The 22,111-nt window shown below is 65.5% G+C and carries 23 protein-coding genes; 8 read left to right on the top strand and 15 right to left on the bottom strand.

Annotated elements, in window-relative coordinates:
* The first annotated feature begins 17 nt into the window (after nucleotides 1-17).
* Together DWA33_RS16530 and DWA33_RS16535 are read left to right on the top strand one after the other, a co-directional pair.
* Nucleotides 18-1,325 (top strand): TRAP transporter large permease, encoded by a 1,308-nt coding sequence (locus tag DWA33_RS16530; RefSeq protein ID WP_114359313.1) that lies wholly within the window; start codon nucleotides 18-20, stop codon nucleotides 1,323-1,325.
* A 66-nt stretch (nucleotides 1,326-1,391) separates the two neighbouring features.
* A complete protein-coding gene (locus tag DWA33_RS16535; RefSeq protein WP_114359315.1) occupies nucleotides 1,392-2,522 on the top strand; it encodes a C4-dicarboxylate TRAP transporter substrate-binding protein in 1,131 nt (376 codons plus the stop codon).
* 91 nt (nucleotides 2,523-2,613) lie between these two features.
* Here DWA33_RS16535 and DWA33_RS16540 read toward each other — a convergent pair whose 3' ends face one another.
* The 4 genes from DWA33_RS16540 to DWA33_RS16555 form a co-directional block, all read right to left on the bottom strand.
* Nucleotides 2,614-2,916: a hypothetical protein gene (locus tag DWA33_RS16540; RefSeq protein ID WP_114359317.1), complete on the bottom strand. Its 303-nt coding sequence runs from the start codon at nucleotides 2,914-2,916 to the stop codon at nucleotides 2,614-2,616.
* Nucleotides 2,917-3,055: 139 nt separating this feature from the next.
* Nucleotides 3,056-4,381: a methyl-accepting chemotaxis protein gene (locus DWA33_RS16545; protein WP_114359319.1), complete on the bottom strand. Its 1,326-nt coding sequence runs from the start codon at nucleotides 4,379-4,381 to the stop codon at nucleotides 3,056-3,058.
* Nucleotides 4,356-4,877, bottom strand: coding sequence for a PAS domain-containing protein (locus DWA33_RS16550; protein ID WP_114359321.1), 522 nt, complete (start codon nucleotides 4,875-4,877; stop codon nucleotides 4,356-4,358). The genes DWA33_RS16545 and DWA33_RS16550 overlap by 26 nt, the downstream gene beginning before the upstream one ends.
* A gap of 236 nt (nucleotides 4,878-5,113) precedes the next feature.
* Nucleotides 5,114-5,338: a hypothetical protein gene (locus tag DWA33_RS16555; RefSeq protein WP_114359323.1), complete on the bottom strand. Its 225-nt coding sequence runs from the start codon at nucleotides 5,336-5,338 to the stop codon at nucleotides 5,114-5,116.
* Nucleotides 5,339-5,577: 239 nt separating this feature from the next.
* On the opposite strand from DWA33_RS16555, the gene DWA33_RS16560 reads away from it, so the two are divergent.
* The 3 genes from DWA33_RS16560 (at nucleotide 5,578) to DWA33_RS16570 (ending at nucleotide 7,561) form a co-directional block, all read left to right on the top strand.
* Entirely contained in the window at nucleotides 5,578-6,939 is a 1,362-nt protein-coding gene (locus DWA33_RS16560) for a lipopolysaccharide biosynthesis protein (RefSeq protein ID WP_114359325.1), read from the top strand.
* Between the two features lie 87 nt (nucleotides 6,940-7,026).
* The gene (locus tag DWA33_RS16565) at nucleotides 7,027-7,332 is read left to right on the top strand and encodes a BrnT family toxin (RefSeq protein ID WP_114359327.1); all 306 of its coding nucleotides are present in this window, start codon (nucleotides 7,027-7,029) and stop codon (nucleotides 7,330-7,332) included.
* Nucleotides 7,301-7,561 carry a BrnA antitoxin family protein gene (locus tag DWA33_RS16570; protein ID WP_114359329.1) on the top strand — a complete coding sequence of 87 codons (261 nt, stop codon included), beginning with the start codon at nucleotides 7,301-7,303 and terminating at the stop codon, nucleotides 7,559-7,561. The genes DWA33_RS16565 and DWA33_RS16570 overlap by 32 nt, the downstream gene beginning before the upstream one ends.
* 271 nt (nucleotides 7,562-7,832) lie before the next feature.
* On the opposite strand, the gene DWA33_RS16575 is transcribed toward DWA33_RS16570, so the two are convergent.
* The 4 genes from DWA33_RS16575 to DWA33_RS16590 form a co-directional block, all read right to left on the bottom strand.
* Nucleotides 7,833-8,621: a 3-hydroxybutyrate dehydrogenase gene (locus tag DWA33_RS16575; protein WP_114359331.1), complete on the bottom strand. Its 789-nt coding sequence runs from the start codon at nucleotides 8,619-8,621 to the stop codon at nucleotides 7,833-7,835.
* 48 nt (nucleotides 8,622-8,669) lie between these two features.
* Nucleotides 8,670-9,809, bottom strand: coding sequence for a DUF3734 domain-containing protein (locus tag DWA33_RS16580; RefSeq protein ID WP_114359445.1), 1,140 nt, complete (start codon nucleotides 9,807-9,809; stop codon nucleotides 8,670-8,672).
* A gap of 95 nt (nucleotides 9,810-9,904) precedes the next feature.
* Entirely contained in the window at nucleotides 9,905-10,417 is a 513-nt protein-coding gene (locus DWA33_RS16585) for a CAP domain-containing protein (protein WP_114359333.1), read from the bottom strand.
* 237 nt (nucleotides 10,418-10,654) lie between these two features.
* On the bottom strand, nucleotides 10,655-11,692 hold the full coding sequence (locus DWA33_RS16590; RefSeq protein WP_013504080.1) for a glutamine synthetase beta-grasp domain-containing protein: 1,038 nt from the start codon (nucleotides 11,690-11,692) through the stop codon (nucleotides 10,655-10,657).
* Nucleotides 11,693-12,172: 480 nt separating this feature from the next.
* Between DWA33_RS16590 and DWA33_RS16595 the strand changes: the two genes are divergently transcribed.
* Nucleotides 12,173-12,355 carry a DUF2735 domain-containing protein gene (locus DWA33_RS16595; RefSeq protein WP_114359335.1) on the top strand — a complete coding sequence of 61 codons (183 nt, stop codon included), beginning with the start codon at nucleotides 12,173-12,175 and terminating at the stop codon, nucleotides 12,353-12,355.
* A 103-nt stretch (nucleotides 12,356-12,458) separates the two neighbouring features.
* Here the strand turns inward: DWA33_RS16595 and DWA33_RS16600 are convergent, their stop codons facing one another.
* The 5 genes from DWA33_RS16600 to cysG all read right to left on the bottom strand — a co-directional run bounded on the left by DWA33_RS16600 (nucleotide 12,459) and on the right by cysG (nucleotide 17,611).
* Nucleotides 12,459-13,394, bottom strand: coding sequence for a glutaminase (locus tag DWA33_RS16600; protein WP_114359338.1), 936 nt, complete (start codon nucleotides 13,392-13,394; stop codon nucleotides 12,459-12,461).
* 307 nt (nucleotides 13,395-13,701) lie between these two features.
* Nucleotides 13,702-14,211 carry a DUF934 domain-containing protein gene (locus DWA33_RS16605; protein WP_114359339.1) on the bottom strand — a complete coding sequence of 170 codons (510 nt, stop codon included), beginning with the start codon at nucleotides 14,209-14,211 and terminating at the stop codon, nucleotides 13,702-13,704.
* Nucleotides 14,198-15,853, bottom strand: coding sequence for a nitrite/sulfite reductase (locus DWA33_RS16610; RefSeq protein WP_114359342.1), 1,656 nt, complete (start codon nucleotides 15,851-15,853; stop codon nucleotides 14,198-14,200). Before DWA33_RS16610 ends, DWA33_RS16605 begins: the two co-directional genes overlap by 14 nt.
* Nucleotides 15,854-15,863: 10 nt before the next feature.
* Nucleotides 15,864-16,178 (bottom strand): DUF2849 domain-containing protein, encoded by a 315-nt coding sequence (locus DWA33_RS16615; RefSeq protein WP_114359344.1) that lies wholly within the window; start codon nucleotides 16,176-16,178, stop codon nucleotides 15,864-15,866.
* Nucleotides 16,175-17,611 (bottom strand): siroheme synthase CysG, encoded by a 1,437-nt coding sequence (gene cysG, locus DWA33_RS16620; RefSeq protein WP_114359346.1) that lies wholly within the window; start codon nucleotides 17,609-17,611, stop codon nucleotides 16,175-16,177. The genes DWA33_RS16615 and cysG overlap by 4 nt, the downstream gene beginning before the upstream one ends.
* Nucleotides 17,612-18,015: 404 nt before the next feature.
* Here cysG and DWA33_RS16625 point away from each other — a divergent pair, with 404 nt between their 5' ends.
* Both DWA33_RS16625 and DWA33_RS16630 read left to right on the top strand, forming a co-directional pair.
* Nucleotides 18,016-20,190 carry a malate synthase G gene (locus DWA33_RS16625; RefSeq protein WP_114359348.1) on the top strand — a complete coding sequence of 725 codons (2,175 nt, stop codon included), beginning with the start codon at nucleotides 18,016-18,018 and terminating at the stop codon, nucleotides 20,188-20,190.
* A 190-nt stretch (nucleotides 20,191-20,380) separates the two neighbouring features.
* Entirely contained in the window at nucleotides 20,381-20,581 is a 201-nt protein-coding gene (locus DWA33_RS16630) for a CsbD family protein (RefSeq protein ID WP_114359447.1), read from the top strand.
* A 139-nt stretch (nucleotides 20,582-20,720) separates the two neighbouring features.
* Here DWA33_RS16630 and DWA33_RS16635 read toward each other — a convergent pair whose 3' ends face one another.
* Together DWA33_RS16635 and DWA33_RS16640 are read right to left on the bottom strand one after the other, a co-directional pair.
* On the bottom strand, nucleotides 20,721-20,882 hold the full coding sequence (locus DWA33_RS16635; protein WP_114359350.1) for a Thivi_2564 family membrane protein: 162 nt from the start codon (nucleotides 20,880-20,882) through the stop codon (nucleotides 20,721-20,723).
* Nucleotides 20,883-21,438: 556 nt separating this feature from the next.
* Nucleotides 21,439-22,110, bottom strand: coding sequence for a DUF2865 domain-containing protein (locus DWA33_RS16640; protein ID WP_114359352.1), 672 nt, complete (start codon nucleotides 22,108-22,110; stop codon nucleotides 21,439-21,441).
* Nucleotide 22,111: the final 1 nt, after the last annotated feature.

Consider the following 22,111-nt stretch of genomic DNA (forward strand, 5'->3'; position numbering starts at 1 on the left):
AGGGGGAGGCGCCGACGATGGATGATCTGACGCTGAGCGGGGTCGTGCTCGGCCTGCTGATCGTGGCGATGCTGCTGCGGGTGCCGGTCGGCGTCGCACTGGGCGGACTGTCGTTCGCCGGCATCTGGGCGATGCTCGGCCCGCGCGTGGCGTGGGGCACGCTGACGTCGATGCCGTACGATTTCATCTCGCACTGGACGCTGAGTTCGGTGCCGATGTTCCTGCTGATGGGCTACATCTGCTTCCACTCGCAGCTCACCGACGGCCTGTTCCGGGTGGCCCGCGCCTGGCTGTCGTGGATGCCGGGCGGCCTCGCGGTGGCCTCGGTCGGCGCCGCCGCCGGGTTTTCGGCGGTCACCGGGTCGTCGCTGGCCTGCGCCGCCGCGATGGGCCGGATCGCGATCCCCGAGATGCTGCGCAGCAAGTATCATCCCGGCCTCGCCGCCGGCACTGTCGCGGTCGCCGGCACCATCGGCTCGATGATCCCGCCCAGCATCCTGCTGCTGGTCTACGGCATCTACGCCGAGCTGCCGATCAGCAAGCTGTTCATCGCCGGCGTGGTGCCGGGGCTGCTCACCGCCGTGCTGTACGCCGCGATGATCGTCACCCGCGTCAAGCTGAACCCGTCGCTGGCGCCGCGGATCACCGAGCGCGTCACCTGGGCCGACCGCTTCGGCGCGTTCCGCGGCACCTGGCCGGTGCTGGTGCTGATCTTCGGCGTGTTCGGCGGGCTGTTCGGCGGCGTGTTCACCCCGACCGAAGCCGGCGGCATCGGCGCGCTGCTGGCGTTCGTGATCGGCTTCGCGCAGCGCACTTTGACCTGGGACAAGATCAAGCTCGCCATCACCGAGACGCTGGTGACCACCGGCTCGATCTTCATCATCGCCATCGGAGCGCTGCTGCTGACCCGGTTCCTGGCGCTGTCCGGCTTCACCGACTTCATCTCCAGCATCGTGATCGAGGGCCAGATCTCGCCGCTGATGCTGGTGCTCGGCACCATGGCGGTGCTGCTGTTCCTCGGCTGCTTTCTCGACCCGATCGGCATCATGCTGCTGACGCTGCCGGTGTTCCTGCCGGCGGTCGAGAAGCTGCATGTCGACCTGATCTGGTACGGCATCCTGCTGACCAAGCTGCTGGAGATAGGGCTGATCACGCCGCCGGTCGGGCTCAATGTCTTCGTCATTAAAGGCATCGTCGGCGACACGATTCCGATCGAGACGATCTTCCGCGGGATTCTCTGGTTCCTGGTCGCCGACCTGATCTGCGTCGCGCTGCTGGTCGCGTTCCCGCAGATCGCCACCTACCTGACCACGCTGGTCAACTGATCGGAGCAACTCGAGGACACACCGAGGACGGCGAAAAGCCGCATACCAAGCACAGGGAGAAACGACATGAAGGCAAAATGGATGGCCGCGACCGCACTGGCGTTCGCGCTCGCACTCGGCGCCTCGGGCAGCGCCTCGGCGACGACGCTGAAGGCGGTGCATTATCTGTCGCCGAAGCACCCGGTCGGTCTCGGCTACGAGACCTTCGCCGAAGAGGTGAAGAAGAACACCAACGGCGAAGTCACCGTCCGGATCTTCCCGGCCGAATCGCTGCTCGGCGCCAAGGCGATCTCCGACGGCATCCGCGACCAGGTCGCCGACGTCGGCTTCGCCACCATGAGCTACACCCCGTCGTATTATCCCTACGGCGTGATGCTCAACGATCTGGCGATGGTCGGCGAGAACGACATGGCGGCCGCGATGGCGATCACCGAGCTGTTCAACCTGCATTGCCAGCCGTGTCTCGCCGAATACACCAAGCAGAACCAACTGTTCGGCAGCGGCATGAGCACCGCGCCCTATGTGCTGATCGCCAAGGGCGACATCAATTCGCTGGAGAAGATCAAGGGCAAGAAGCTGCGCGCCGGCGGCGCGCTGTGGGACCGCTTCGCCAAATCGGTCGGCGCCACCGGCGTCAACGTGCCGTCGTCCGAAATGTACGAGACGCTGTCGCGCGGCATCATCGACGCCGCGGTCTATGCGGTCGGCGGGCTCAAGACCCACGGCCTCGCCGATACAGCGGGCCAAGTGGTGTTGCTCAATCTCGGCTCATTCCGCTCCGGCAATCTGTATTCGATCAACCTCGACACCTGGTCGAAGATGACGACGCCGCAGCGCGCCGGCATCCTCAAGGCGATCCCGGTGGCGGTGGTCAAGACCGTCAACGAATATCACGCTGGCGACAAGGCCGCGCTCGAACTCGCCAAGGAGAAGAAGGTGCCGGTAGTGCAGCCGGATCCGGGACTGCTCGCCGCGCGCAAGGACTTCGTCGAAAAGGATCTGCCCGGCATCGTCGAGGCCGCCAAGAAGAAGGGCATCGAGAATGCCCAGGAATTCGTCGACAAATACAAGGAGCTGCTGGCGAAATACGAAAAGCTGATCGGCCCGATCGAGAACGATCCGAAGAAGCTCAGCGACATGTTCTACAACGAGGTCTACGCCAAGCTCGACCCGGCGACCTTCGGGGTGAAGAAGTAACGCAGAACGGCTTGCTGCGCTGACCTATGCGAAAGGGCGGCCTTTGCGAAGGCCGCCCTTGCTGCATCTGGGCCAGGAACGCGCGGTTCGCTCACCAGCGGCGCCAGCCGTGATGCCGCCAGTACGGACGCGGGCCGTAGAAGCGGGGCCCATAATAGCGCGGACCATAGAACCGCGGGCCGTAGTAGCCGTAGGCTCCGTAGTAGTTCGGCCGCCACCAGCACCGACCCCATTCGTTGCAGACGTAGCGCACCTGATCGACGTTCGCGGATGGGCTGCCGGCGGCCTGGGCGGCCCCGGGAAGACCGTTCGGCATCGCCGCGGAAGCGACACCCGGCGCGAGCGCGACGGCGCTCAAGGCGGCAGCGGCGGCAACGGCAAGTTTCAGCTTCATCGAACAACCTCCTTCGGATCGGGAACCATCAAACCGGCCCGAGCCTATGAAGTTGCAGCTGAACAACCGCTGACGAGCGAATTCATCTAGATGAATTCGCGTTAAGGTGTATGGCCAAACTCGGATCGCCGCAGCCGCCTCACGCGGCCTTGCGCGACTCGGCACCATCGCGGTGCAGCGTGCGCAGGAAGTCGCGCACCGCATCGCCGAGCGAGCGGGCTTGCTGCGCCAATGTGCCGGATGCCGACAGCGTCACCTCGGCGTGCTGTTCGGTCTCGCTGATGTTGCTGCCGACACTTTGGATATTCCCCGAGATGTCGCGAATGCCGGCGAACGCCTCTTCGATGTTGCGGGCGACCTCGCCGGTCGCCGCGGTCTGCGCCTCGACCGCAAGTGCCACCTGATGGGTGATGTCGTCGACTTCGCCGATCGAGCGGCCGATCCCGGAGATCGCGTCGACCGCGGCGCGGGTGGTGTCCTGCACCTCGGCGATGCTGCGCGAGATGTCGCGGGTGGCGTTGGCGGTCTGCTCAGCGAGCGACTTCACCTCCTGCGCCACCACCGAGAAGCCGCGACCGGCCTCTCCGGCGCGTGCCGCCTCGATCGTGGCGTTGAGCGCCAGGAGATTGGTCTGGGAGGCGATCTCTTCGATCAACTGCACGATCGCGCCGATCCGTTCGGTCGCGGTCGACAGGCTGCCGACGGTGTCGCGGGCATGGTCGGACGCAGCGACCGCCGCCTGCGCGATCGTCGCCGAGCGGTTGACGCTGCTGAGGATCTCGTTGGCAGAGGCGGTCAGTTCGGCTGTTGCCGCCGCCACCGTCTCCATGTTGGTCGACGCCTGTTCGCTGGCGGCAGATACCGCCAAGGTGCGGTCGCGCGTCGCGATCACGCCGCGGTTGAGGCTGGTAGCTGTCACGCCCATGTTGCTGGAGGCGGCGCCGACCGCGTCGATCACCGTGCCGATCGCGGTCTCGAATTCGGCGGTGTTGGCGTTGAACGCCGCCACCCGCGTCTCGATCGCCTGCATTGCTTCATTGATGGTGCGGCTCGCGATCAGCAGCGACCCGCGCAGCCCCTGCGGCAAAATGTGGCGATAGTATTTGTCGTCGCGGATCGCCGCCATCGCGGCGCTGGACTCGCGCACGAAAGCGTCGCAGCGGTCGATCATGTCGTTGAAGCGGCTCTGCAGCTCGAGCAGGCGCCCGCCGTCGCGATATCCGATCAGCCGGGCCTCGAAGTCGCCGTCGGCGATCCGGCCGCAAACCTGGTCGATCTGCGAGAGCATCCGATTCAGCCGCAGCAGCATCGCGGCAGCGCCGGCGGCGCCGAGCAGCGCGAGGCCGAGGCCGGCCTGCTGCAGCAGCGGCACGCCGAGCGCCAGCCCCGCAACCGCGGCGAACGTCCCGGCGACGACGACGCCGAGGCAAATCCCGGCCTTAGAGAGAGAAGACGAGCTGGTCATAGGAAATGTTCTTCGATTTGACGAAATCGATCATGTGCCGATAGCCGGCGGCCAGCGCGTCCTTGCCGTTGCGGTGCCGCGCTTCCTGCGCCAGCAACTCGGCGTAGACCGGCTCCAGCGCAGCGACGATCCGGCGCTCCGGCACGCGGCGATTGGAGTGATAGCCGACCACCGTGCCGGCGGCGTCGAACGACGGGGTGACGTGCGCGAACACCCAATAGTGATCGCCGTACTTGGTCATGTTCTTGACGTAGGCAAAGATCTCGCGGCCTTCGGCGAGCGTGTCCCACAGCAGCTTGAACACGCAGCGCGGCATGTCAGGATGCCGCACGATCGAGTGCGGCTGGCCGAGCAGTTCGGCTTCGCTGTATCCGCAGATGTCGGTGAACACGCGGTTGGCGTAGGTGATCCGCCCTTTGAGGTCGGTCTTGGACACGATGATATCGTCGGCGTCGAAGAACACTTCAACGCCAGTGGGCTTGACGGAAGAGATCACGGCGAATTCCGATTCGGCGACTGGAAACGTGTTGCGCGGACGCTGATCGACGCCCCGGTCCGGCTACGCAAAGCTACGAGGCAGGTCTTAACAGTTAGTTCGCCCAAGTAACGACCGAACCGTCCGGCGCCGGCAACGGATAGCGAGGCGCTACGATCGACCGATCGATCAATCGTCGCACTACCAACTCGAGTTGTAGTGCTTTTCCTGACAAGGCCGCGACATCTGTCCAGGCTTTACCGCTTGTCGTTCTGGCGGCGCCCGACGCCTGCGATCAGAAGAAATGCGACGACCAGGCTGGCGAGGTTCAACGCCCACTCGCGCACCGATGCACCGGACAATCCGATGCCGCTCACCATCGTCACGCTGACAACGGCGGCGACCGCGACCGCTACCACACCGGCCCCGGCGAGGCGTCCGGCGTTCTTGCGCGACAGCTTCGGCATCGGCCATTTCGGCATCTGTGGACGTCCTCATTCGAGGGCTCGGGCTCGGTTCGCCACCGAGGCGGCCGGCACCGCCGGGCAAAGGGAACCGGCCGCACTCCCCAACGCGCGCCATCCGGCCCGGTTCCAAAACCGAAACCGATCCTGTCGCCACCGAGAGCTGCGCGAGCCCCCGCCCAACCGATTCTTAACATCCGGTTGCTAGATCATGCCGATGCCGGATACGGCGGTTTCGGGGAAGCGCTTTGGCTGTCATGGATTCTCCACCAGCAACGCCTTTGGCAGCGCTGAAGGCCCGCCTCGCCGCGCTGTTCGGCGGCTCGAACGAAGCTTCGCTCACCAACCGGCTCGCCGGCACCATCTTTCTGATCCGCGTGGTCAGCGCGGGGTTGGCTTACGGCGCCCAGATCCTGCTGGCGCGATGGATGGGGGCGTCTGACTACGGCATCTACGTCTATGTCTGGACCTGGGTGCTGCTGCTTGGCTCGATGCTGGATTTCGGCATCTCCGCCTCGGCGCAGAAGATCATCCCGGAATACCGCGCGCGCGGCGAGCTCGACCGGCTGCGGGGCTTTCTGTCCGGCAGCCGCTGGGGCACGCTGGCAGCTTCCAGCTTGGTGTCGCTCCTGCTGGCCGCGGTGGTGTGGGCACTATCGCCGCTGGTCGGCGATGCGACCGTGGTGCCGCTGTATCTCGGCTGTCTGACGCTGCCCGCCTTCGTGGTCGCCAACACCCAGGACGGCATCGCCCGTTCGCACGACTGGATGCGGCTCGGCCTGATGCCGCAATTCATCATCCGGCAGGCGCTGATCATCGGCTTCACCGCCGGATTGTTCGTGCTCGGCTTCGATCTCGGCGCGGTCGCAGCGATGGCGGCGAGCTGCGCGGCGGTGTGGATCGCGATGCTCGGGCAGATGATCGCGCTCAATCGCCGACTCGCCGGTCATGTCCCGGCCGGTCCCCGCGCCTACGACATCCGCGGCTGGCTCGCGACTTCGCTGCCGATCCTGCTGGTCGAGAGCTTCTATCTGCTGTTGTCCTACACCGACGTGCTGGTGCTGCAGCAGTTCAGCACGCCTGAAGAGGTCGGCATCTACTATGCGGTGGTCAAAACGCTGGCGCTGGTGTCGTTCATTCACTACGCGATGTCGGCGAGCACCGCCCACCGCTTCACCGAATACAGCGTCGCCGGCGACAATGTGCGGCTCGCCGCCTATGTCCGTCACGCGATCGTGTGGACGTTCTGGCCGTCGCTGGCGGCGACCCTGGCGCTGCTGGCGCTCGGCAAGCCGCTGCTGTGGCTGTTCGGCCCGCAGTTCACCGCCGGCTACGGCATCATGTTCGTCGCCGCGATCGGCCTGATGGTCCGCGCCGCGATCGGCCCGGTCGAGCGGTTGCTCAACATGCTCGGCCACCAGCACGTCTGCGCGCTGGCCTATGCGCTGGCGTTCGCGGTCAATCTGGCGCTGTGCCTGATCCTGGTGCCCCGCTTCGGCGGCTACGGCGCTGCCGCCGCCACCTCCGCGGCGCTCACTTTCGAAACCGTGCTGCTGTTCTGGATCGTCCGCAAACGCCTCGGCCTGCACGTGCTGGCGTTTGGCGCGAAGGCGCGCTGAAGACAGTCTGAGCCGTTTCCGCCGCCCCGGAGGGGCGACAGATTGACATTTGTCTATACAAATGCCTATTTTAGATAGAGGCAGCCGATGGAAGTTGCCGGCTTTGATTGGGACCTCGGCAATCGCGCCAAGTGCGCCAGACATGGCGTGACCGTTGCAGAGATCGAAGGCCTATTCCGCGGGCCGATCAGCGTGTTTCCCGATCCGGCGCATTCCTCATCCGAGGAGCGCTTCAAGGCCATCGGCCGGACCGAAACGGGACGGATGGTGTTTGTGGTGTTCACGCTCAGGAGCCGTTCCGATCGAACACTCATTCGCCCGATCAGCGCCCGCTATATGCACGCCAAGGAAATCGCCGCCTATGAAGAAGAAGTTGCCAAAGCTGGAAAGTGACGCCCAAGCGGAAGCCTTCGTCGCGAAGGCCGACCTCGGTGATTACGACCTGTCGGGCATGGTCACCATGCAGTTCGAGATGAAACCGAAAGACAAGTCGGTCAACCTCAGGCTGCCGGAACAACTGCTCTCCGCGGTGCGCCAGCAGGCGAAGGCCGCGGGTGTCCCCTATCAGCGCTACATCCGGATGGCTCTGGAGCAAGCGGTGCAAAAGCAAGCGAAGAGATAGTCGCAAGCATCGGCGGCGCTGACCTTCGAGACCCTGCTGCTGTCCCGGATCGTCCGCAACCGCCTCGGCCCGCACGTGCTGGCGTTCGGGAAGACGGGGTGAGCGAGACTTATTTCATCACACTCACGTCGTCGCCCGGCTTGACCGGGCGACCAAGTATCCCAGAGACGAAATGCTCTGCAATACTGGTTCCTCCGCTTTCGCGGAGGATGACGTCGGTGGTGGGGCGGACGCTTACGACCCGCACAGGCACTGAAGCTGCTGGTGCGGCTTACGCCGCAGTCCAGCCGCCGTCCATCGACAGGTTGGCGCCGGTGATCTGGCTGGCGTCGTCGCCGCAGAGATAGACCGCGAGGGCGGCGACCTGCTCTGGCGTGACGAACTGTTTGGTCGGCTGGGCGGCCAGCAGGACGTCGTTGATCACCTGCTCCTTGGTCAGACCGCGCGCCTTCATGGTGTCGGGGATCTGCTTCTCGACCAGCGGCGTCCAAACGTAGCCGGGCGAGATGCAGTTGCAGGTGATCTTGTGGGTGGCGAGCTCCAGCGCCACGGTCTTGGTCAGGCCGGCGATGCCGTGCTTGGCAGCCACATAGGCCGACTTGAACGGCGACGCGACCAGCGAATGCGCCGAGGCGGTGTTGATGATGCGACCCCAGCCGCGCTTCTTCATCCCCGGCACCGCGGCGCGGATGCCGTGGAACGCCGACGACAGGTTGATGCCGATGATCGCGTCCCACTTCTCGATCGGGAAGTCTTCGACCGGCGAGACGAACTGGATGCCGGCGTTGTTGACCAGAATGTCGACCGAGCCGAAGGTGGTCTCGCCGAGCTTGATCATCTCGGCGATCTCGGCCGGCTTCAGCATGTCGGCCGGCGAGTACACCGCCTTGACGGCGAAGTCGCTCTCGATCGCCTTGCGCTCCTTCTCGATCGCGTCAGCTTCGCCCATGCCGTTGATCACGACGTTGGCGCCGGCCTTGGCGAAGGCGCGCGCGTAGCTGAGCCCGATGCCCGAGGTCGAGCCGGTCACGACCGCGGTCTTGCCTGTCAGATTCGTCATTATCCGCTCCTGTTCGCGAAGTTGAGAAAGCGGCGCAGTACAGGCCGCTTATTCGAAAGCATCCCGGGTGAGGTCCCAGGTCACCATGGTTTCGCCGTCCTGCGGCGCCCGCTGCCAGCTCTGGTCGCGCATCGAGACGTAGACGTCCTGCTCGCCGGCCTTCCAGTGCTCGGCCATATTCAGCCGGGAGAAATCGTAGTCCTTCGACGACGCTTCGTAATCCCGTTTACGATAGATCAGATGCACCACCGTGACGGTGTTCTCCTTGGCCGCCTGATGCAGGATCGTGTAGGCGGGATCGTCGCGCAGTTCCGCGGGCAGCCGCTCGATCAGGTCGCGCAACGCCTTGCGGGTATTGTGGATCATCTTGTTCTTGTCGGTATTCAGCCTGGTCCGGCTGGAATAGCGGATGTCCTTCTCGCGCTCGGCGGCCTCCAGCAGCGTCTCCGGCAACCGGCCGCGGGCGCTGAACAGATCGACCTGGAAGATCAAGAGATCGTCCCGCTGCTCGCAGTCGAGCACGTAGTCGAGCGGGGTGTTGGAGGCGACGCCGCCGTCCCAATAATGCTCACCGTCGATTTCGATCGCCGGAAAGCCCGGCGGCAGCGCGGCCGACGCCATGATGTGCTCGGGGCCGATGGTCTGCTTGGTGGTGTCGAAATACACGAAGTTGCCGGTGGCGATGTTGACCGCACCGACGCTGAGACGAATGCCGTTGGTGTTGAGGCGGTCGAAGTCGACCAGCCGCTCCAGCGTCGAACGCAGCGGCGTGGTGTCGTAATAGCTGAGATTGCTCGGCTTGCCCGAAGGCAAGAGGTGCGTCGGCGGAAACCGCGGCGTGAAGAAGCCCGGCACCCCGAAGGTCGCAATCACCGCCGCCGATGTCTCGTTGAACAGCGAATGCACGTGATCGTCGTGCAGCAGCGGCTGCCACGGCACCGGCGACGACGCCATCTCCCAGAACTGCTTCAGCTTGTCGACGCGCTGCTCGCGCGGATTGCCGGCGATGATCGCGGCGTTGATGGCACCGATCGAAATGCCGGCGAGCCATTGCGGCTCGAAATCGTGATGGCACAGCGCCTGATAGGCACCGGCCTGATACGCGCCGAGCGCGCCGCCGCCTTGCAGCACCAGCACGCGGCGTGCGTCGCAGGGCCTGGCAGCCTTCCTGTGCGGGGTCGGGTCCATCAGGTCGATCACACCTCGAGCAATGACGTCGGATACTTGGCGGTGCGGGGCACCAGCGTCAATTGCGCCAACGGCTGAGCGCGATCACGCCCGGTTTATCGCGGCGTATCGGTGGAGGCGAGAATCATGGTCCAGAACACCTTGTATTTGGTGCCCGGCGCATAGCTGGCGGCGATGCCGATCCGGTCGACGCCGGCCTTCAGCATGTTGGCACGGTGCGGCGGCGAATCCCGCCAGCCCGAAAACGCTTCGGCCAGCGTGTGATAGCCGGCCGAGACGTTCTCGACCGCGACCACCGCCGGATAGCCGGAGGCGTTCAGCCGCTGCGCCAGAGGCGCCTTGACGTCGTGGTCGAGCTTGTTGCGCCTCGCCATGGTCGAGGACTGGTCCTCGGCGAGCTTGGTCAGCGCCGGATCGACCGTCACCGGGCCGAGGCCGTTGTTCTGGCGATATTGCGAGATCATGATGGCCGCCGCCGCGACGTCGACCCGGGCGCCTTCGCGCGCCATGCTCTGATACATCGACGGCGTCTCGACCGACGGTGCGACATCGCCGGCACAGCCCGCCAGCACCAACAGGCCGAGAACGGCCATCACCCCGCGAAACATTGTCCAGCTTCCCCATTCGCGCGCGAACCGCCGGCCCCGTCACCGGCTCACGGCGCGCCGGGCAGTTGTTGCACGTCAACAGTGGCTGAAAGGTGAAGATGACGCGCCCGCGCTTGCGGCCGAGGGGACCTGCAATTCGCGCGAAGGAAACAGGTCATGACGACCGGAGGGGCGCAGGGCACCAAAACGGCAACGGCCCGGACTTGCGTCCGGGCCGCGAGCAGTCGCCGTGGAGGTTCAGGCGGCGGCCGCCGACTTCGAGGTGGGGACCGACGAAATCGTCTTCAGAACCTGGGACGCGATCTGGTAGGGGTCGCCCTGCGAATTCGGGCGGCGGTCTTCCAGATAGCCCTTGTAGCCGTTGTTGACGAAGGAGTGCGGCACGCGGATCGACGCGCCGCGGTCAGCGATGCCGTAGGAGAACTTGTTCCACGGCGCGGTCTCGTGCTTGCCGGTCAGCCGCATGTGGTTGTCGGGGCCGTACACCGCGATGTGGTCGTCGAGATTGGCCTCGAACGCCTTCATCATCGCTTCGAAATACTCCTTGCCGCCGACTTCACGCATGTAGGCGGTGGAGAAGTTGCAGTGCATGCCCGAGCCGTTCCAGTCGGTGTCGCCGAGCGGCTTGCAATGGAACTCGATGTCGATGCCGTATTTCTCGGTGAGACGCAGCATCAGGTAGCGCGCCATCCACATCTGGTCGGCGGCGGTCCGCGATCCCTTGCCGAACACCTGGAATTCCCACTGGCCCTTCGCCACCTCGGCGTTGATGCCTTCGTGGTTGATGCCGGCGGCGAGGCAGAGGTCGAGATGCTCTTCGACGATCTGGCGGGCGATGTCACCGACATGCTTGTAGCCGACGCCGGTGTAATACGGGCCCTGCGGCGCCGGATAGCCGGAATCGGGGAAACCGAGCGGACGGCCGTTTTTGTAGAAGAAGTATTCCTGCTCGAAGCCGAACCAGGCGCCTTCGTCGTCCAGGATGGTGGCGCGGGTGTTGGTCGGATGCGGAGTGACGCCGTCCGGCATCATCACTTCGCACAGAACCAGAATGCCGTTCTTGCGCGCGGCGTCCGGGTACATCGCGACCGGCTTCAGCACGCAGTCCGAGCTGTGGCCTTCGGCCTGCAACGTCGACGAGCCGTCGAATCCCCACAGCGGAAGCTGCTCCAGCGTCGGGTAGATTTCGAATTCCTTGATGGTCGTCTTGCCGCGCAGGTTCGGCGTCGGCTTGTAGCCGTCGAGCCAGATGTACTCGAGCTTGTACTTGGTCATGCGGTCCTCTCGTTGGAGATGCCATCGGCGTTCGGCCGCTGGCGGACGCGGAACCGCTCCCGGCGGCCGTCGGTCCGGCGATCATGAAGCATTTAATATGCCAGATTGGGCCAAATCGCCGCAGGCAAGACCGCGTCGACGGCACCACACCCGATGTCGAGAGCACAGGGCGGTCACGCCGCCCCGCGGCACGCAAAACCGTCGACGGCTCCGTATTTTTCCGCATCCGCCGTCGCGAACAAAATTAACCGGTCAGGCGCACGATTCTCGTGACTCGCAACCAAGCCATGACGGCCGCGTTGCACCAAAGACTGCCGAGTTCGCCAGCAGATGGGCGAATGCGCAAAGAATCGCCACTGGCTGGTTCGTTGTTGATCATTCTGCCCGAACGCGAAGCAATCGCGTATCATCCGTTGCGACGCGCGATCGAACGCACGTCGAGCCAGCCTATCGACCTGAAGGAGAGAAAGGAGAGATCGCGTGAGCAGCCTGAATCAGACCTCCGCCAAGATCTACCAGTTCCCGGTCGGTGGCCGGGATGGAGCCAACCGCGCGGCGCTGCCGAGCGGCGAGGCCGCGTCGAATCCGGCCAACATCCTGACCTGCTCGAGCTGGTATCACGAAGTCGCGATGCTCGAAGAGCAAGCTACCAAGCGGCCATGACGCCGCGACCCGCGCGGCGACGCCGCCGCGATCTTCGCAGCCAGTGACGAAGGGCCGGCGTACGCGTGCGGCCCTTTTTGCTGCGCGCTGCCTGTGAGGCGCGTCAGACGCCGAAGATCGACCAGCCCATCCGCTTGGTGAGGGCTTCCAGTGCGACCCGGCCGAGATGGGAATTGCCGGCGGCATCGAGCCCGGGCGCCCACACCGCGATCGAAGCGTTGCCCGGCGCCACCGCCAGCACCCCGCCGCCAACGCCGCTCTTGCCCGGCAGGCCGACCCGGTAGGCGAACTCGCCAGAGCCGTCGTAATGGCCGCAGGTCAGCATCAGCGCGTTGATGCGTCGGGCGCGCTCGCTCGACACCACATTGTGGCCGGTCGACGGGTTCTGCCCGTTGTGCGCCAGGAATCGCCCGGCCATCGCCAGCTGCCGGCAGCTCATCGCGATCGCGCAGTGATGGAAATAGACGCCGAGCGTGTATTCGACCGGATTGTCCAGCACACCGAACGACTTCATGTAGTTGGCGAGCGCGGCATTGCGAAAGCCGGTGCGCTGCTCGGACTTCGCGACCGCGTCGTCGATCACAATCGAGGAATCGCCGGCGAGGAACTGCAGGAAGCGCAGGATTTCGCCCAGCGCCTCGCGCGGTTGGTGGCCTGACAGGATCAGATCGGTGACCGCGATGGCGCCGGCGTTGATGAACGGATTGCGCGGAATGCCGCGCTCGTGCTCGAGCTGCACGATCGAATTGAACGCCGAGCCCGACGGCTCACGGCCGACGCGCCGCCACAGCCGGTCGCCGGCCTTGCCGAGCGCCAGCGTCAGCGTGAACACTTTCGAAATGCTCTGAATCGAGAACGGCACGTCGGCATCGCCGGCGGCGGCGACGTGGCCGGCGGCGTCGATCACCACCAGCCCGAAGCGCCGCGGATCGACCCGCGCCAGCTCGGGGATGTAGCTCGCGACCGCGCCGCGGTCCGCCCGCTGCGCCATCTCGTCGGCGATTTCGGCAACGACACGGTCGAGAAGCTGATTGCTCATGGCGGCGGAGAGAAGGACAAGCCCGGCAGGAACGCAAGGCCAAAGAGGAAGCAGGATTGCGTATAGGCAGGGACATCGCCGCGAGCAAAGCCGGCTCCTTCTCCCCGCGCGCGGGGAGAAGGGTGGGATGAGGGGGCGTCGCACCGAAGCCGAGTGCCCGCCGTCGATGTTACCCAATCCAGCCAGCTAAGCTGACGCTCTGACTCGTGGAGATGCCCCCTCACCCGACCCGGCTTCGCTCCACTCCGCCGGGCCGACCTCTCCCCGCACGCGGGGAGAGGTTAGGCCACGCTATTTCCCAGGGCTACTAACTCGCCGACGTCAAATGCCGCTGCCGCCGCCGCTGCAAGGCGCTGCGGTGGCCGTCGCCGGTCGGCTGATAGAATTCAGTGTAGCGATGCGTCGCTTCGCCGAAGGCGTGCGCGTCGGCTTCTTTCTTGACGTCGAACGCGTCGAAACCGTTGCGGACCAGGAAGGTGAACTGATCGCGCAGCACCTGGCCGGTCGCACGCAATTCGCCGCGATAGCCGAAGATTTCGCGCAGCCGTCGCGCCTGGCTGTGAGCGCGGCCGTCCTTGTAGGTCGGGAACACCAGCGCGATCAGCGCCAGCCGGTCGAGCCACGGCTTCAGCTCGGCGACATCGCGGTTGTTCGGCCAGATCACGCCGAGCGGGCTGTTGCGCGCCGCCAAGCTGTCTGGATCGGCCAGGAATCGCGTCGCCGAAATCAGCACCGCCCCCTCGGCCGGCAGCTCCGCGTCGTCGGCCACGGCCACGAACTCATCGGCCGTGATCTGTCCGTTCTTAACGAGTGGCATAGACCCGCTCCTTGAAGGGCTCGACGCCGAGCCGCTTGACGGTGTCGACGAACAATTCGTCCGGCCGTTGCCGTAGGCTGAGATACGCCTCGACGATGTCCTCGATCACGTCGGCGACTTCGCCGTAGGGCACTGCGGGGCCGATCAGCGCGCCGAGCTCGGCCCCCTCGTCGGCGCGGCCGCCGATGGTGATCTGATAGAACTCCTCGCCGTTCTTCTCGACGCCGAGAATGCCGATGTGGCCGACATGGTGGTGGCCGCAGGCATTGATGCAGCCGGAGATGTTGATGTGCAGCCGCCCGATCAGCGCCGCGATATCGGGATTGGCGAAGCGGCGCGACAGCTCCTGGGCGATCGGGATCGAGCGCGCATTCGCCAGCGAGCAGTAATCGAGCCCCGGGCAGGCGATGATGTCGCTGACGAGACCAACGTTCGGGGTGGCGAGGCCGAGCTTGTCGAGCGCCGCCCACAGCGCCGGCAGATCGCGCTTCGCGACATGTGGCAGCACCAGATTCTGTTCGTGGCCGACCCGGATCTCGCCGAACGAGTATCTGTCGGCAAGGTCGGCGACCGCATCCATCTGCTCGGCGGTCGCATCGCCGGGCGGTCCGCCCGCCGGTTTCAGCGACAGCGTGACGATGGCGTAGCCGTCCTGGCGATGCGGCGCGACCGCGTTGGTGCGCCACGCTTCGAACCGCGCATCACCGGCCGCGGCGCGAAGCTCGTCGGGCTCGGCGGGCAGCTCTTCATAGGCGGGATAGATGAAGCGCGAGCGGATGTCCTCGATCATCTCGTCGTCGAGCGTCAGCGGACCGTCGGCGATCTCGCGCCACGCCAGCTCGACCTCGGCGGCGAACTTCTCGATGCCGAGCTCGTGCACCAGGATCTTGATCCGGGCCTTGTAGATGTTGTCGCGGCGGCCGTACTGATTGTAGACGCGCAGGATCGCCTCGATATAGCTGAGGATGTCGCGGCCGGCGACGAACGGCTTGATGGTCCGGCCGATGAACGGGCTGCGGCCGAGCCCGCCGCCGACCAGCACTTCGAAGCCGGTGTCGCCGGCGTCGTTTCTGACCAGCTTCAGGCCGATGTCGTGGATCTTGATCGCCGCACGGTCGTGATCGGACGCGGTGATGGCGAACTTAAACTTGCGCGGGAGGAACGAGAACTCCGGATGCAGCGCGGTGTGCTGGCGCAGGATCTCGGCCCAGACCCGCGGATCCTCGATCTCGCCCGGCGCGACGCCGGCCCACTGATCGGCGGTGACGTTGCGGGTGCAATTGCCCGAGGTCTGCATCGCATGGATGCCGACTTCGGCGAGATCGGCGAGCGCGTCGGGCAGATCCTTCAGCGCGATCCAATTGAACTGGATGTTCTGCCGGGTGGTGAAATGGCCGTAGCCGCGGTCGTAGGTTCGCGCCACGTGTGCCAGTTTGCGGAGCTGGTCCGACGACAGCGTGCCGTACGGAATCGCGACGCGGAACATGTAGGCGTGGAGCTGCAGATACACGCCGTTCATCAGGCGCAGCGGCTTGAACTCGTCTTCGGTCAGTTCGCCCGACAGGCGTCGGCGCACCTGATCGCGGAATTCGTCGACGCGTTCGTGGACGATGGCGCGGTCGATCTCGTCGTAAGCATACATGGAGCAGTCCTCAAGCCTGGACCGGCAGCGCGATGGTGACGCCGTTGCGCCGGATTTTTTCGCGCAGATTGCCGGGGCGGACCGTGCCGTCCCCGCGGATCTCCACCGGCGCGATGTAGGCGCCGACGGCACCGACGTCGTCGGCTGCCGCGGCGGCGAGCAGCGCGCGCGCCGGCTCGGCCTCGCGCACGATCGCGGCGTCGGCCAGATCGGTCGACCAGCCGCCCTGCGCGGTCCGGTAGATCACCACGCCGTCGATGGTGCGGTTTGCGGTCACCACCGACGGACCGGTGATCTTGATCTTCTGCTGCAGTGGCGAGGTCATTCGGCGGCCATCTGATAGGTCGAGACGAGTTGCAGGAGGTGTTGCTGGCGCCACGGCGCCGAATGCGCGACGACGTCGCCGATCACCAGGAGAGCCGGACCGCCGTCGACCTGCGCGACCAGCGCCGGCAGATCACCGAGCGAGCCGACTGCGGAGGCGGCGTCCGGCCGCGTCACCCGCGCGAACACGCCGACCGGCGTATCGGCGGCGCGGCCGGCGGCGAGCAGACCTTCGCGGATCGTCGGCGCCGCGCTCATGCCCATATAGACCACGACCGTCATCTTCTGGTCGGTCAGCGCCGACCAGTCGACAGCCTCGGCATCCTTCGCCTTGTGCGCGGTCAGGAAGGTGATGCGCAGCGCCTCGTGGCGATAGGTCAGCGGCACCTCGAACTGCGACGCCGCACCGAGCGCGGCGCTGATGCCGGGCACCACCGAATAGGACACGCCGGCTTCGCGCAGCGCTTCGACCTCTTCGCCGCCGCGGCCGAACACGAACGGATCGCCGCCCTTCAGCCGCACCGCGCGCTGACCGGACTGCGCAGCCTCGATCAACAGCTTGTTGATCGCGTCCTGGCCGATACCCGGCTGGCCGACGCGGCGGCCGACCGGCACGCGTTTGGCGTCGCGGCGGATGCGGTCGAGAATGTCGGGCGAAACCAGCTCGTCGTAGAACACCACGTCGGCGTCCGACAGCGCCCGCAGCGCCTTCAAGGTGAGCAGATCGGGATCACCGGGACCGGCGCCGACGATGCTGACGTGACCATCGGCGCGGCGGCCGAGCGAATGCCGCGCGTAGTCGGTGGCGTCGTCGATCTTTTTCAGCTCGGTCTCGGCATCGCTCAGCCGCCCGTCGAGCACGGCGCGGCCGATCGGGCCGTCGACGACGCGCTCCCAGAACCGGCGACGCAGCGGGAATTCAGGAATCCTTGCCTTGATCGGCGTGCGCCAACGGCCGATCAGCGCGGCCAGCTCGCCGATCCGCGCCGGCACCACGGTCTCGATCAGTTCGCGAAGGCGGCGCGCCACTACCGGCGAAGACCCACCGGTACCGATCGCCACCACGACGTCACCGCGATCGACGATCGCCGGGAAGATGAAGGTCGAATGCGACAGCTCGTCCATGACGTTGACCGGCACGCCGAGCGCCCGCGCCTTTGCGGCCAGCGGCGCGGCGATCTCGCCGGCGCCGGCGCACAGCAGCGCGATCGCGCCGGTGAGATCGGCGTGCAGCGGATCGCCGTCCGGGAAACTCACCCGCGCCAGCTCCGCCTCGGTGAGGCCGGCCAGATCGCGATCGCCATCGGTGACGTACCAGCGGACCGACGCACCGGCGCCGAGCAGCAGCCGCAGCTTGGCCCGCGCCATCTCGCCGGCACCGACCAGCACCACGGGTCCCGTCGCCAGATCCAGAAACACTGGAAGAAATCGCATGTCCGCTCCGTCGCCAATCAGGCTGTTTAGAATTATTTTCTCCGACGCCGCGACACAAGCGACCAAGGAAGAAAATCATTCCATTCCATCACCGCCGATCCGCAGAGAAATTTCGCCCCTTGCCGCTTCGTTGCGGAGGCGGTCTTTCTCGGCCGCGTTCTGGAATCCATGGAGCAAACGCCGTGCCGCCCTTTGATGAAGGCGGATCGGAGACCCGGGACCGCGAGCAATGCGGGCGAGGCACCGGAATCCTGGGGGCCGCTGCGGCCCGGCCGATTCGGCCGGGCCTTCTCTTTTGGCGACCTTTGACGCTAAAAGGAGCACCCGGCGCCGCCACGCGGCGATCGGTCATTTTGACCCCTGAAAAGGCGCCAGCGCGCCGTTTTCTCGCGAGACATCCAAAAATGAATCGTATTGACGCCCACGGACTGAAAATCGCGCCTGTGCTGTTCGACTTCATCGCCAAGGAGGCCGCGCCGAAAACCGGCATCGCTCCCGACGTATTCTGGGCCGGGCTCGCTGCGATCGTTCGTGATCTGGCGCCGAAGACCCGCGCGCTGCTGAAGACCCGCGACGAGCTGCAGGCCAAGATCGACGCGTGGCATCTCGCCAACAAGGGCAAGAAGCAGGACATGGCGGCCTACACCGCGTTCCTGAAGGAGATCGGCTACCTGCTGCCGGAGCCCGCCACCGCTCCGGTCGAGACCGCCAATGTCGATGAAGAAATCGGCAAGCTGTGCGGCCCGCAGCTCGTGGTGCCGCTGTCGAACGCGCGCTACGCGCTGAACGCCGCCAACGCGCGCTGGGGCTCGCTGTATGATGCGTTCTACGGCACCGACGCGATCCCGCAAGAAGCCACCCAGGCCAAGGGCTACGACAAGGCGCGCGGCGACAAGGTGATCGCCAAGGCCAAGGCGTTCCTCGACCAGGCCGCGCCGCTCGCCGCCGGCAGCCACAGCGACGTCACCGGCTACAGCGTGATCGCCGGGCAGTTCTCCGCCAAGTTGAAGGACGGCAACGCCACCGGCCTGAAGAAGCCGGCGCAGTTCGCGGGCTACCGCGGCGAGACCGCCAATCCGAGCGCCGTGCTGCTGGTCAACAACGGCCTGCACATCGAGATCAAGATCGACCGCGCCAACACCATCGGCAAGGACGATCCGGCAGGCGTCGCCGACCTGATCATCGAGTCGGCGGTGTCGACCATTCTCGATATGGAAGACTCGGTCGCGGCTGTCGATGCCGACGACAAGGTGCTGATCTATCGCAACACCCTCGGCCTGATGGACGGCACCCTGTCGGAGAGCTTCGAGAAGGGCGGCAAGACCGTCACCCGCGCGCTCAACGGCGACCGCAGCTATACCGCGCCGGACGGCAAGGAAATTTCGCTGCACGGCCGCAGCCTGCTGCTGATGCGCAACGTCGGCCATCATATGTGGACCGATGCGGTGCTCGACAGCGAAGGGCAGGAGATCCCGGAAGGCTTCCTCGACGCCGCGGTGTCGGGCCTGATCGCGATCCACGATCTCAAGCATCTCGGCAACACCCGCAACAGCCGCACCGGCTCGGTCTACATCGTCAAGCCGAAGATGCACGGTCCGGATGAAGTCGCCCTCACGGTCGAGCTGTTCGGCCGTGTCGAGAAGATGCTGGGCCTGACCGAGAACACGCTGAAGGTCGGCATCATGGACGAGGAGCGCCGCACCACGGTGAACCTCAAGGCCTGCATCCAGAACGCGTCCAAGCGGATCTGCTTCATCAACACGGGATTCCTGGACCGCACCGGCGACGAGATCCACACCTCGATGGAAGCGGGTCCGATGATCCGCAAGAACGAGATGAAGGCGCAGCCCTGGATCAAGGCCTACGAGGATTGGAACGTCGACACCGGTCTGGTCGACGGTCTGCCCGGTCATGCCCAGATCGGCAAGGGCATGTGGGCCGCGCCCGACAAGATGGCCGACATGATCGCGCAGAAGATCGGCCATCCGCAGGCCGGCGCCACTACCGCCTGGGTGCCGTCGCCGACCGCCGCGACGCTGCACGCGCTGCACTATCACCAGGTCGACGTCATCGCCCGCCAGCAGGAGCTGACCAAGGGCGGCCCGCGCGCCAAGCTCGAGGACATCCTCACCATTCCGGTGTCGAACTCGAACTGGGCGCCGGACGACGTCCGCCAGGAGATCGACAACAACTGTCAGGGCATCCTCGGCTACGTGGTGCGCTGGATCGACCAGGGCGTCGGCTGCTCCAAGGTGCCGGACATCCACGATGTCGGCCTGATGGAAGACCGCGCCACGCTGCGCATCTCCAGCCAGCATCTCGCCAACTGGCTGCATCACGGCGTCGTCACCAAGGAGCAGGTGATGGAGTCGCTGAAGCGGATGGCGGTGGTGGTCGACAAGCAGAACGCAGGCGATGCGCTGTATCGCCCGATGGCGCCGGATTTCGACGGCGTCGCGTTCGAGGCCGCCTGCGACCTGATCTTCAAGGGCCGGGCGCAGCCGAACGGCTACACCGAGTTCATCCTGCACGAACGCCGCCGCGAGGCGAAGGCGGCGCATCTCGAAACGCTGCGCTGATCGGCGATACTGTTACTTCGCAGTCACGAGACCTCCCCCGCAAGGGGGAGGTCTTTTGATTCCGCAGCTCGTTACTTGTCACTCGTTTCAAGCCCGCAGGCGGAAAGTTCGGGTGACCGCTTGCCGCAGCGCACGCCGGAACCATCCTCCGATCTACCCGTTGACCGGCATCCAAACACTGGAGGACGAGATGGATTGGAATCGCGTTGAAGGTAACTGGAAGCAGTTCAAGGGCAACGTGAAGGAGAAGTGGGGCAAACTCACCGACGACGACCTGAACGTGATCGACGGCCGCCGCGACCAGCTCGAAGGCAAGCTGCAGGAGCGCTACGGTTACGCCAAGGATCAGGTCCGCAAGGATGTCGACGACTGGTTCTCGGGCTTGAAGTAATCGGCCACGCTGATCGACGATCAGAGCCCCGGCGAAAGCCGGGGCTTTTGTTTTGAGCAGCCTGCCCAGACGCCAAAATTATCGCCGAAGTACACGGCAAAAAGAACGGCCGGGCAATCTGCCCGGCCGGATTGCTCGCTTAGAACACCGCCAGATATTTCAGCAACGATACCACGCCGATGATGATGACGACGATCCGTGCGATCTGCTTGGCGCGGCCGTCGAGCGGCAGCATGTTGATCAGGTACAGCACCAATATAACGACGAGAAACGTAATCAGAATTCCGATCAGGACGCTCATTCTGTCTGGCTCCAACCCAAGATTGATTCCGTTGGGTCAATCCCCGAGATGCCGATCGGTTCCCGCATCGGAACTGGCGGCATCACTGGAGCGCGGCAATCCGCCCGACCAAGCGGCGGCTGACTTAACCGGGAGCCCCTCTTCAGCCGTCCTGCCCACCGGGCCCATCGCAAAGGTAAGAGACTCCGGTATCGCACTGAGCTGGTAACCGCCGAGCGAACCACGAGCGCTCTGGGATACTAGGTCGCCCGCATGCGCGGGCGATGACGGGAAGGTGTGGGTGTGCGTTGTGCCCTTCGTCCAGCATGAGCAGGACTCAGCGGATGAGCGGAGGATTCGATCGGGTGTTCTTGCTGAGTACGCCATTTGCTCGCACGGGCAGCTTTTCCGCCCGTCGTCCCCCCGCGAATGCGGGGAACCCAGTATGGCTGGGAGCCGGTCATAAGCGTCGAGCGAGCAGCGCTTTCCTGGACGAGGCAATTTCAGGTCATCGTCGTGATCGAACGTGTCGCGGCGTTGCGCGCGGCTCTCTCCGGCGCGATCAGTCCTTATACGATCAGTCCTGGGCCAGGACCGGCACCTTGGAATAGCCGGCGCGGACGTGGTCGGAGCCCGGTGCCGGCGCCAGGGCCAGCTTGCCGTCGCTGCCCGACGCATTGCGCGCCGCTACCATCAGGCCGTCCTTGCCGGCGATAATATCGCCCTTGCGGACGGTCGGATCGTCCTCGACCCGGATCTTGGCGAGGCCGAACTGGTCCTTGCCGTTGCAGGTGCAGCCGGCCACGATCTCGGTCCGGTACTTGAAGGCGTTCGGAAGCTCGGAATACGGCTTGCCCCCCGGGGTCCGCGCATTGTCGATCGAAGAGCCGTACACAACCTTGGTGTCGCTCGCCGGACAGAAACTGTTGCAGGTCTCCGCCTTGCTCTCGCCGCCGGTCGCCGAAATCGGGAAGTAGCGCCCGTCGCAGGTGCGCACGCAATAAGCCTGGCCGCCGCTCGAATAGCTGCGCTGGCTCGGACGGGATACCCGTTCGCGCTCGCGCATGTAGCCCTCGTCGGCGAACGGCAATGCCGGCATGCGGGGCTGATGATATGACGGCCGCGGCGCGTGGAAGCCGCCGAACAGCGCCTGGAAGAAGTCCTGTGCCGCCGCCGGAGTGGCCATCGCGGCGGCCGTGGCGATCGCCGTGGCGCCGAGGAGCATCCGGCCTGACAAGCGTTTGCGCATC

It is taken from the genome of Rhodopseudomonas pentothenatexigens (assembly GCF_900218015.1).
Classification (GTDB): Bacteria; Pseudomonadota; Alphaproteobacteria; order Rhizobiales; family Xanthobacteraceae; genus Rhodopseudomonas; species Rhodopseudomonas pentothenatexigens.

Bases quoted from the DNA above. Each gene is read 5' to 3' on its own strand.
- DWA33_RS16530 (WP_114359313.1), top strand. From the start codon at position 18: ATGGATGATCTGACGCTGAGCGGGGTCGTGCTCGGCCTGCTGATCGTG.
- DWA33_RS16535 (WP_114359315.1), top strand. From the start codon at position 1,392: ATGAAGGCAAAATGGATGGCCGCGACCGCACTGGCGTTCGCGCTCGCA.
- DWA33_RS16540 (WP_114359317.1), bottom strand. From the start codon at position 2,916: ATGAAGCTGAAACTTGCCGTTGCCGCCGCTGCCGCCTTGAGCGCCGTC.
- DWA33_RS16545 (WP_114359319.1), bottom strand. From the start codon at position 4,381: ATGACCAGCTCGTCTTCTCTCTCTAAGGCCGGGATTTGCCTCGGCGTC.
- DWA33_RS16555 (WP_114359323.1), bottom strand. From the start codon at position 5,338: ATGCCGAAATGGCCGATGCCGAAGCTGTCGCGCAAGAACGCCGGACGC.
- DWA33_RS16560 (WP_114359325.1), top strand. From the start codon at position 5,578: ATGGATTCTCCACCAGCAACGCCTTTGGCAGCGCTGAAGGCCCGCCTC.
- DWA33_RS16565 (WP_114359327.1), top strand. From the start codon at position 7,027: ATGGAAGTTGCCGGCTTTGATTGGGACCTCGGCAATCGCGCCAAGTGC.
- DWA33_RS16570 (WP_114359329.1), top strand. From the start codon at position 7,301: ATGAAGAAGAAGTTGCCAAAGCTGGAAAGTGACGCCCAAGCGGAAGCC.
- DWA33_RS16575 (WP_114359331.1), bottom strand. From the start codon at position 8,621: ATGACGAATCTGACAGGCAAGACCGCGGTCGTGACCGGCTCGACCTCG.
- DWA33_RS16580 (WP_114359445.1), bottom strand. From the start codon at position 9,809: ATGGACCCGACCCCGCACAGGAAGGCTGCCAGGCCCTGCGACGCACGC.
- DWA33_RS16585 (WP_114359333.1), bottom strand. From the start codon at position 10,417: ATGTTTCGCGGGGTGATGGCCGTTCTCGGCCTGTTGGTGCTGGCGGGC.
- DWA33_RS16590 (WP_013504080.1), bottom strand. From the start codon at position 11,692: ATGACCAAGTACAAGCTCGAGTACATCTGGCTCGACGGCTACAAGCCG.
- DWA33_RS16600 (WP_114359338.1), bottom strand. From the start codon at position 13,394: ATGAGCAATCAGCTTCTCGACCGTGTCGTTGCCGAAATCGCCGACGAG.
- DWA33_RS16605 (WP_114359339.1), bottom strand. From the start codon at position 14,211: ATGCCACTCGTTAAGAACGGACAGATCACGGCCGATGAGTTCGTGGCC.
- DWA33_RS16610 (WP_114359342.1), bottom strand. From the start codon at position 15,853: ATGTATGCTTACGACGAGATCGACCGCGCCATCGTCCACGAACGCGTC.
- DWA33_RS16615 (WP_114359344.1), bottom strand. From the start codon at position 16,178: ATGACCTCGCCACTGCAGCAGAAGATCAAGATCACCGGTCCGTCGGTG.
- cysG (WP_114359346.1), bottom strand. From the start codon at position 17,611: ATGCGATTTCTTCCAGTGTTTCTGGATCTGGCGACGGGACCCGTGGTG.
- DWA33_RS16625 (WP_114359348.1), top strand. From the start codon at position 18,016: ATGAATCGTATTGACGCCCACGGACTGAAAATCGCGCCTGTGCTGTTC.
- DWA33_RS16630 (WP_114359447.1), top strand. From the start codon at position 20,381: ATGGATTGGAATCGCGTTGAAGGTAACTGGAAGCAGTTCAAGGGCAAC.
- DWA33_RS16635 (WP_114359350.1), bottom strand. From the start codon at position 20,882: ATGAGCGTCCTGATCGGAATTCTGATTACGTTTCTCGTCGTTATATTG.
- DWA33_RS16640 (WP_114359352.1), bottom strand. From the start codon at position 22,110: ATGCGCAAACGCTTGTCAGGCCGGATGCTCCTCGGCGCCACGGCGATC.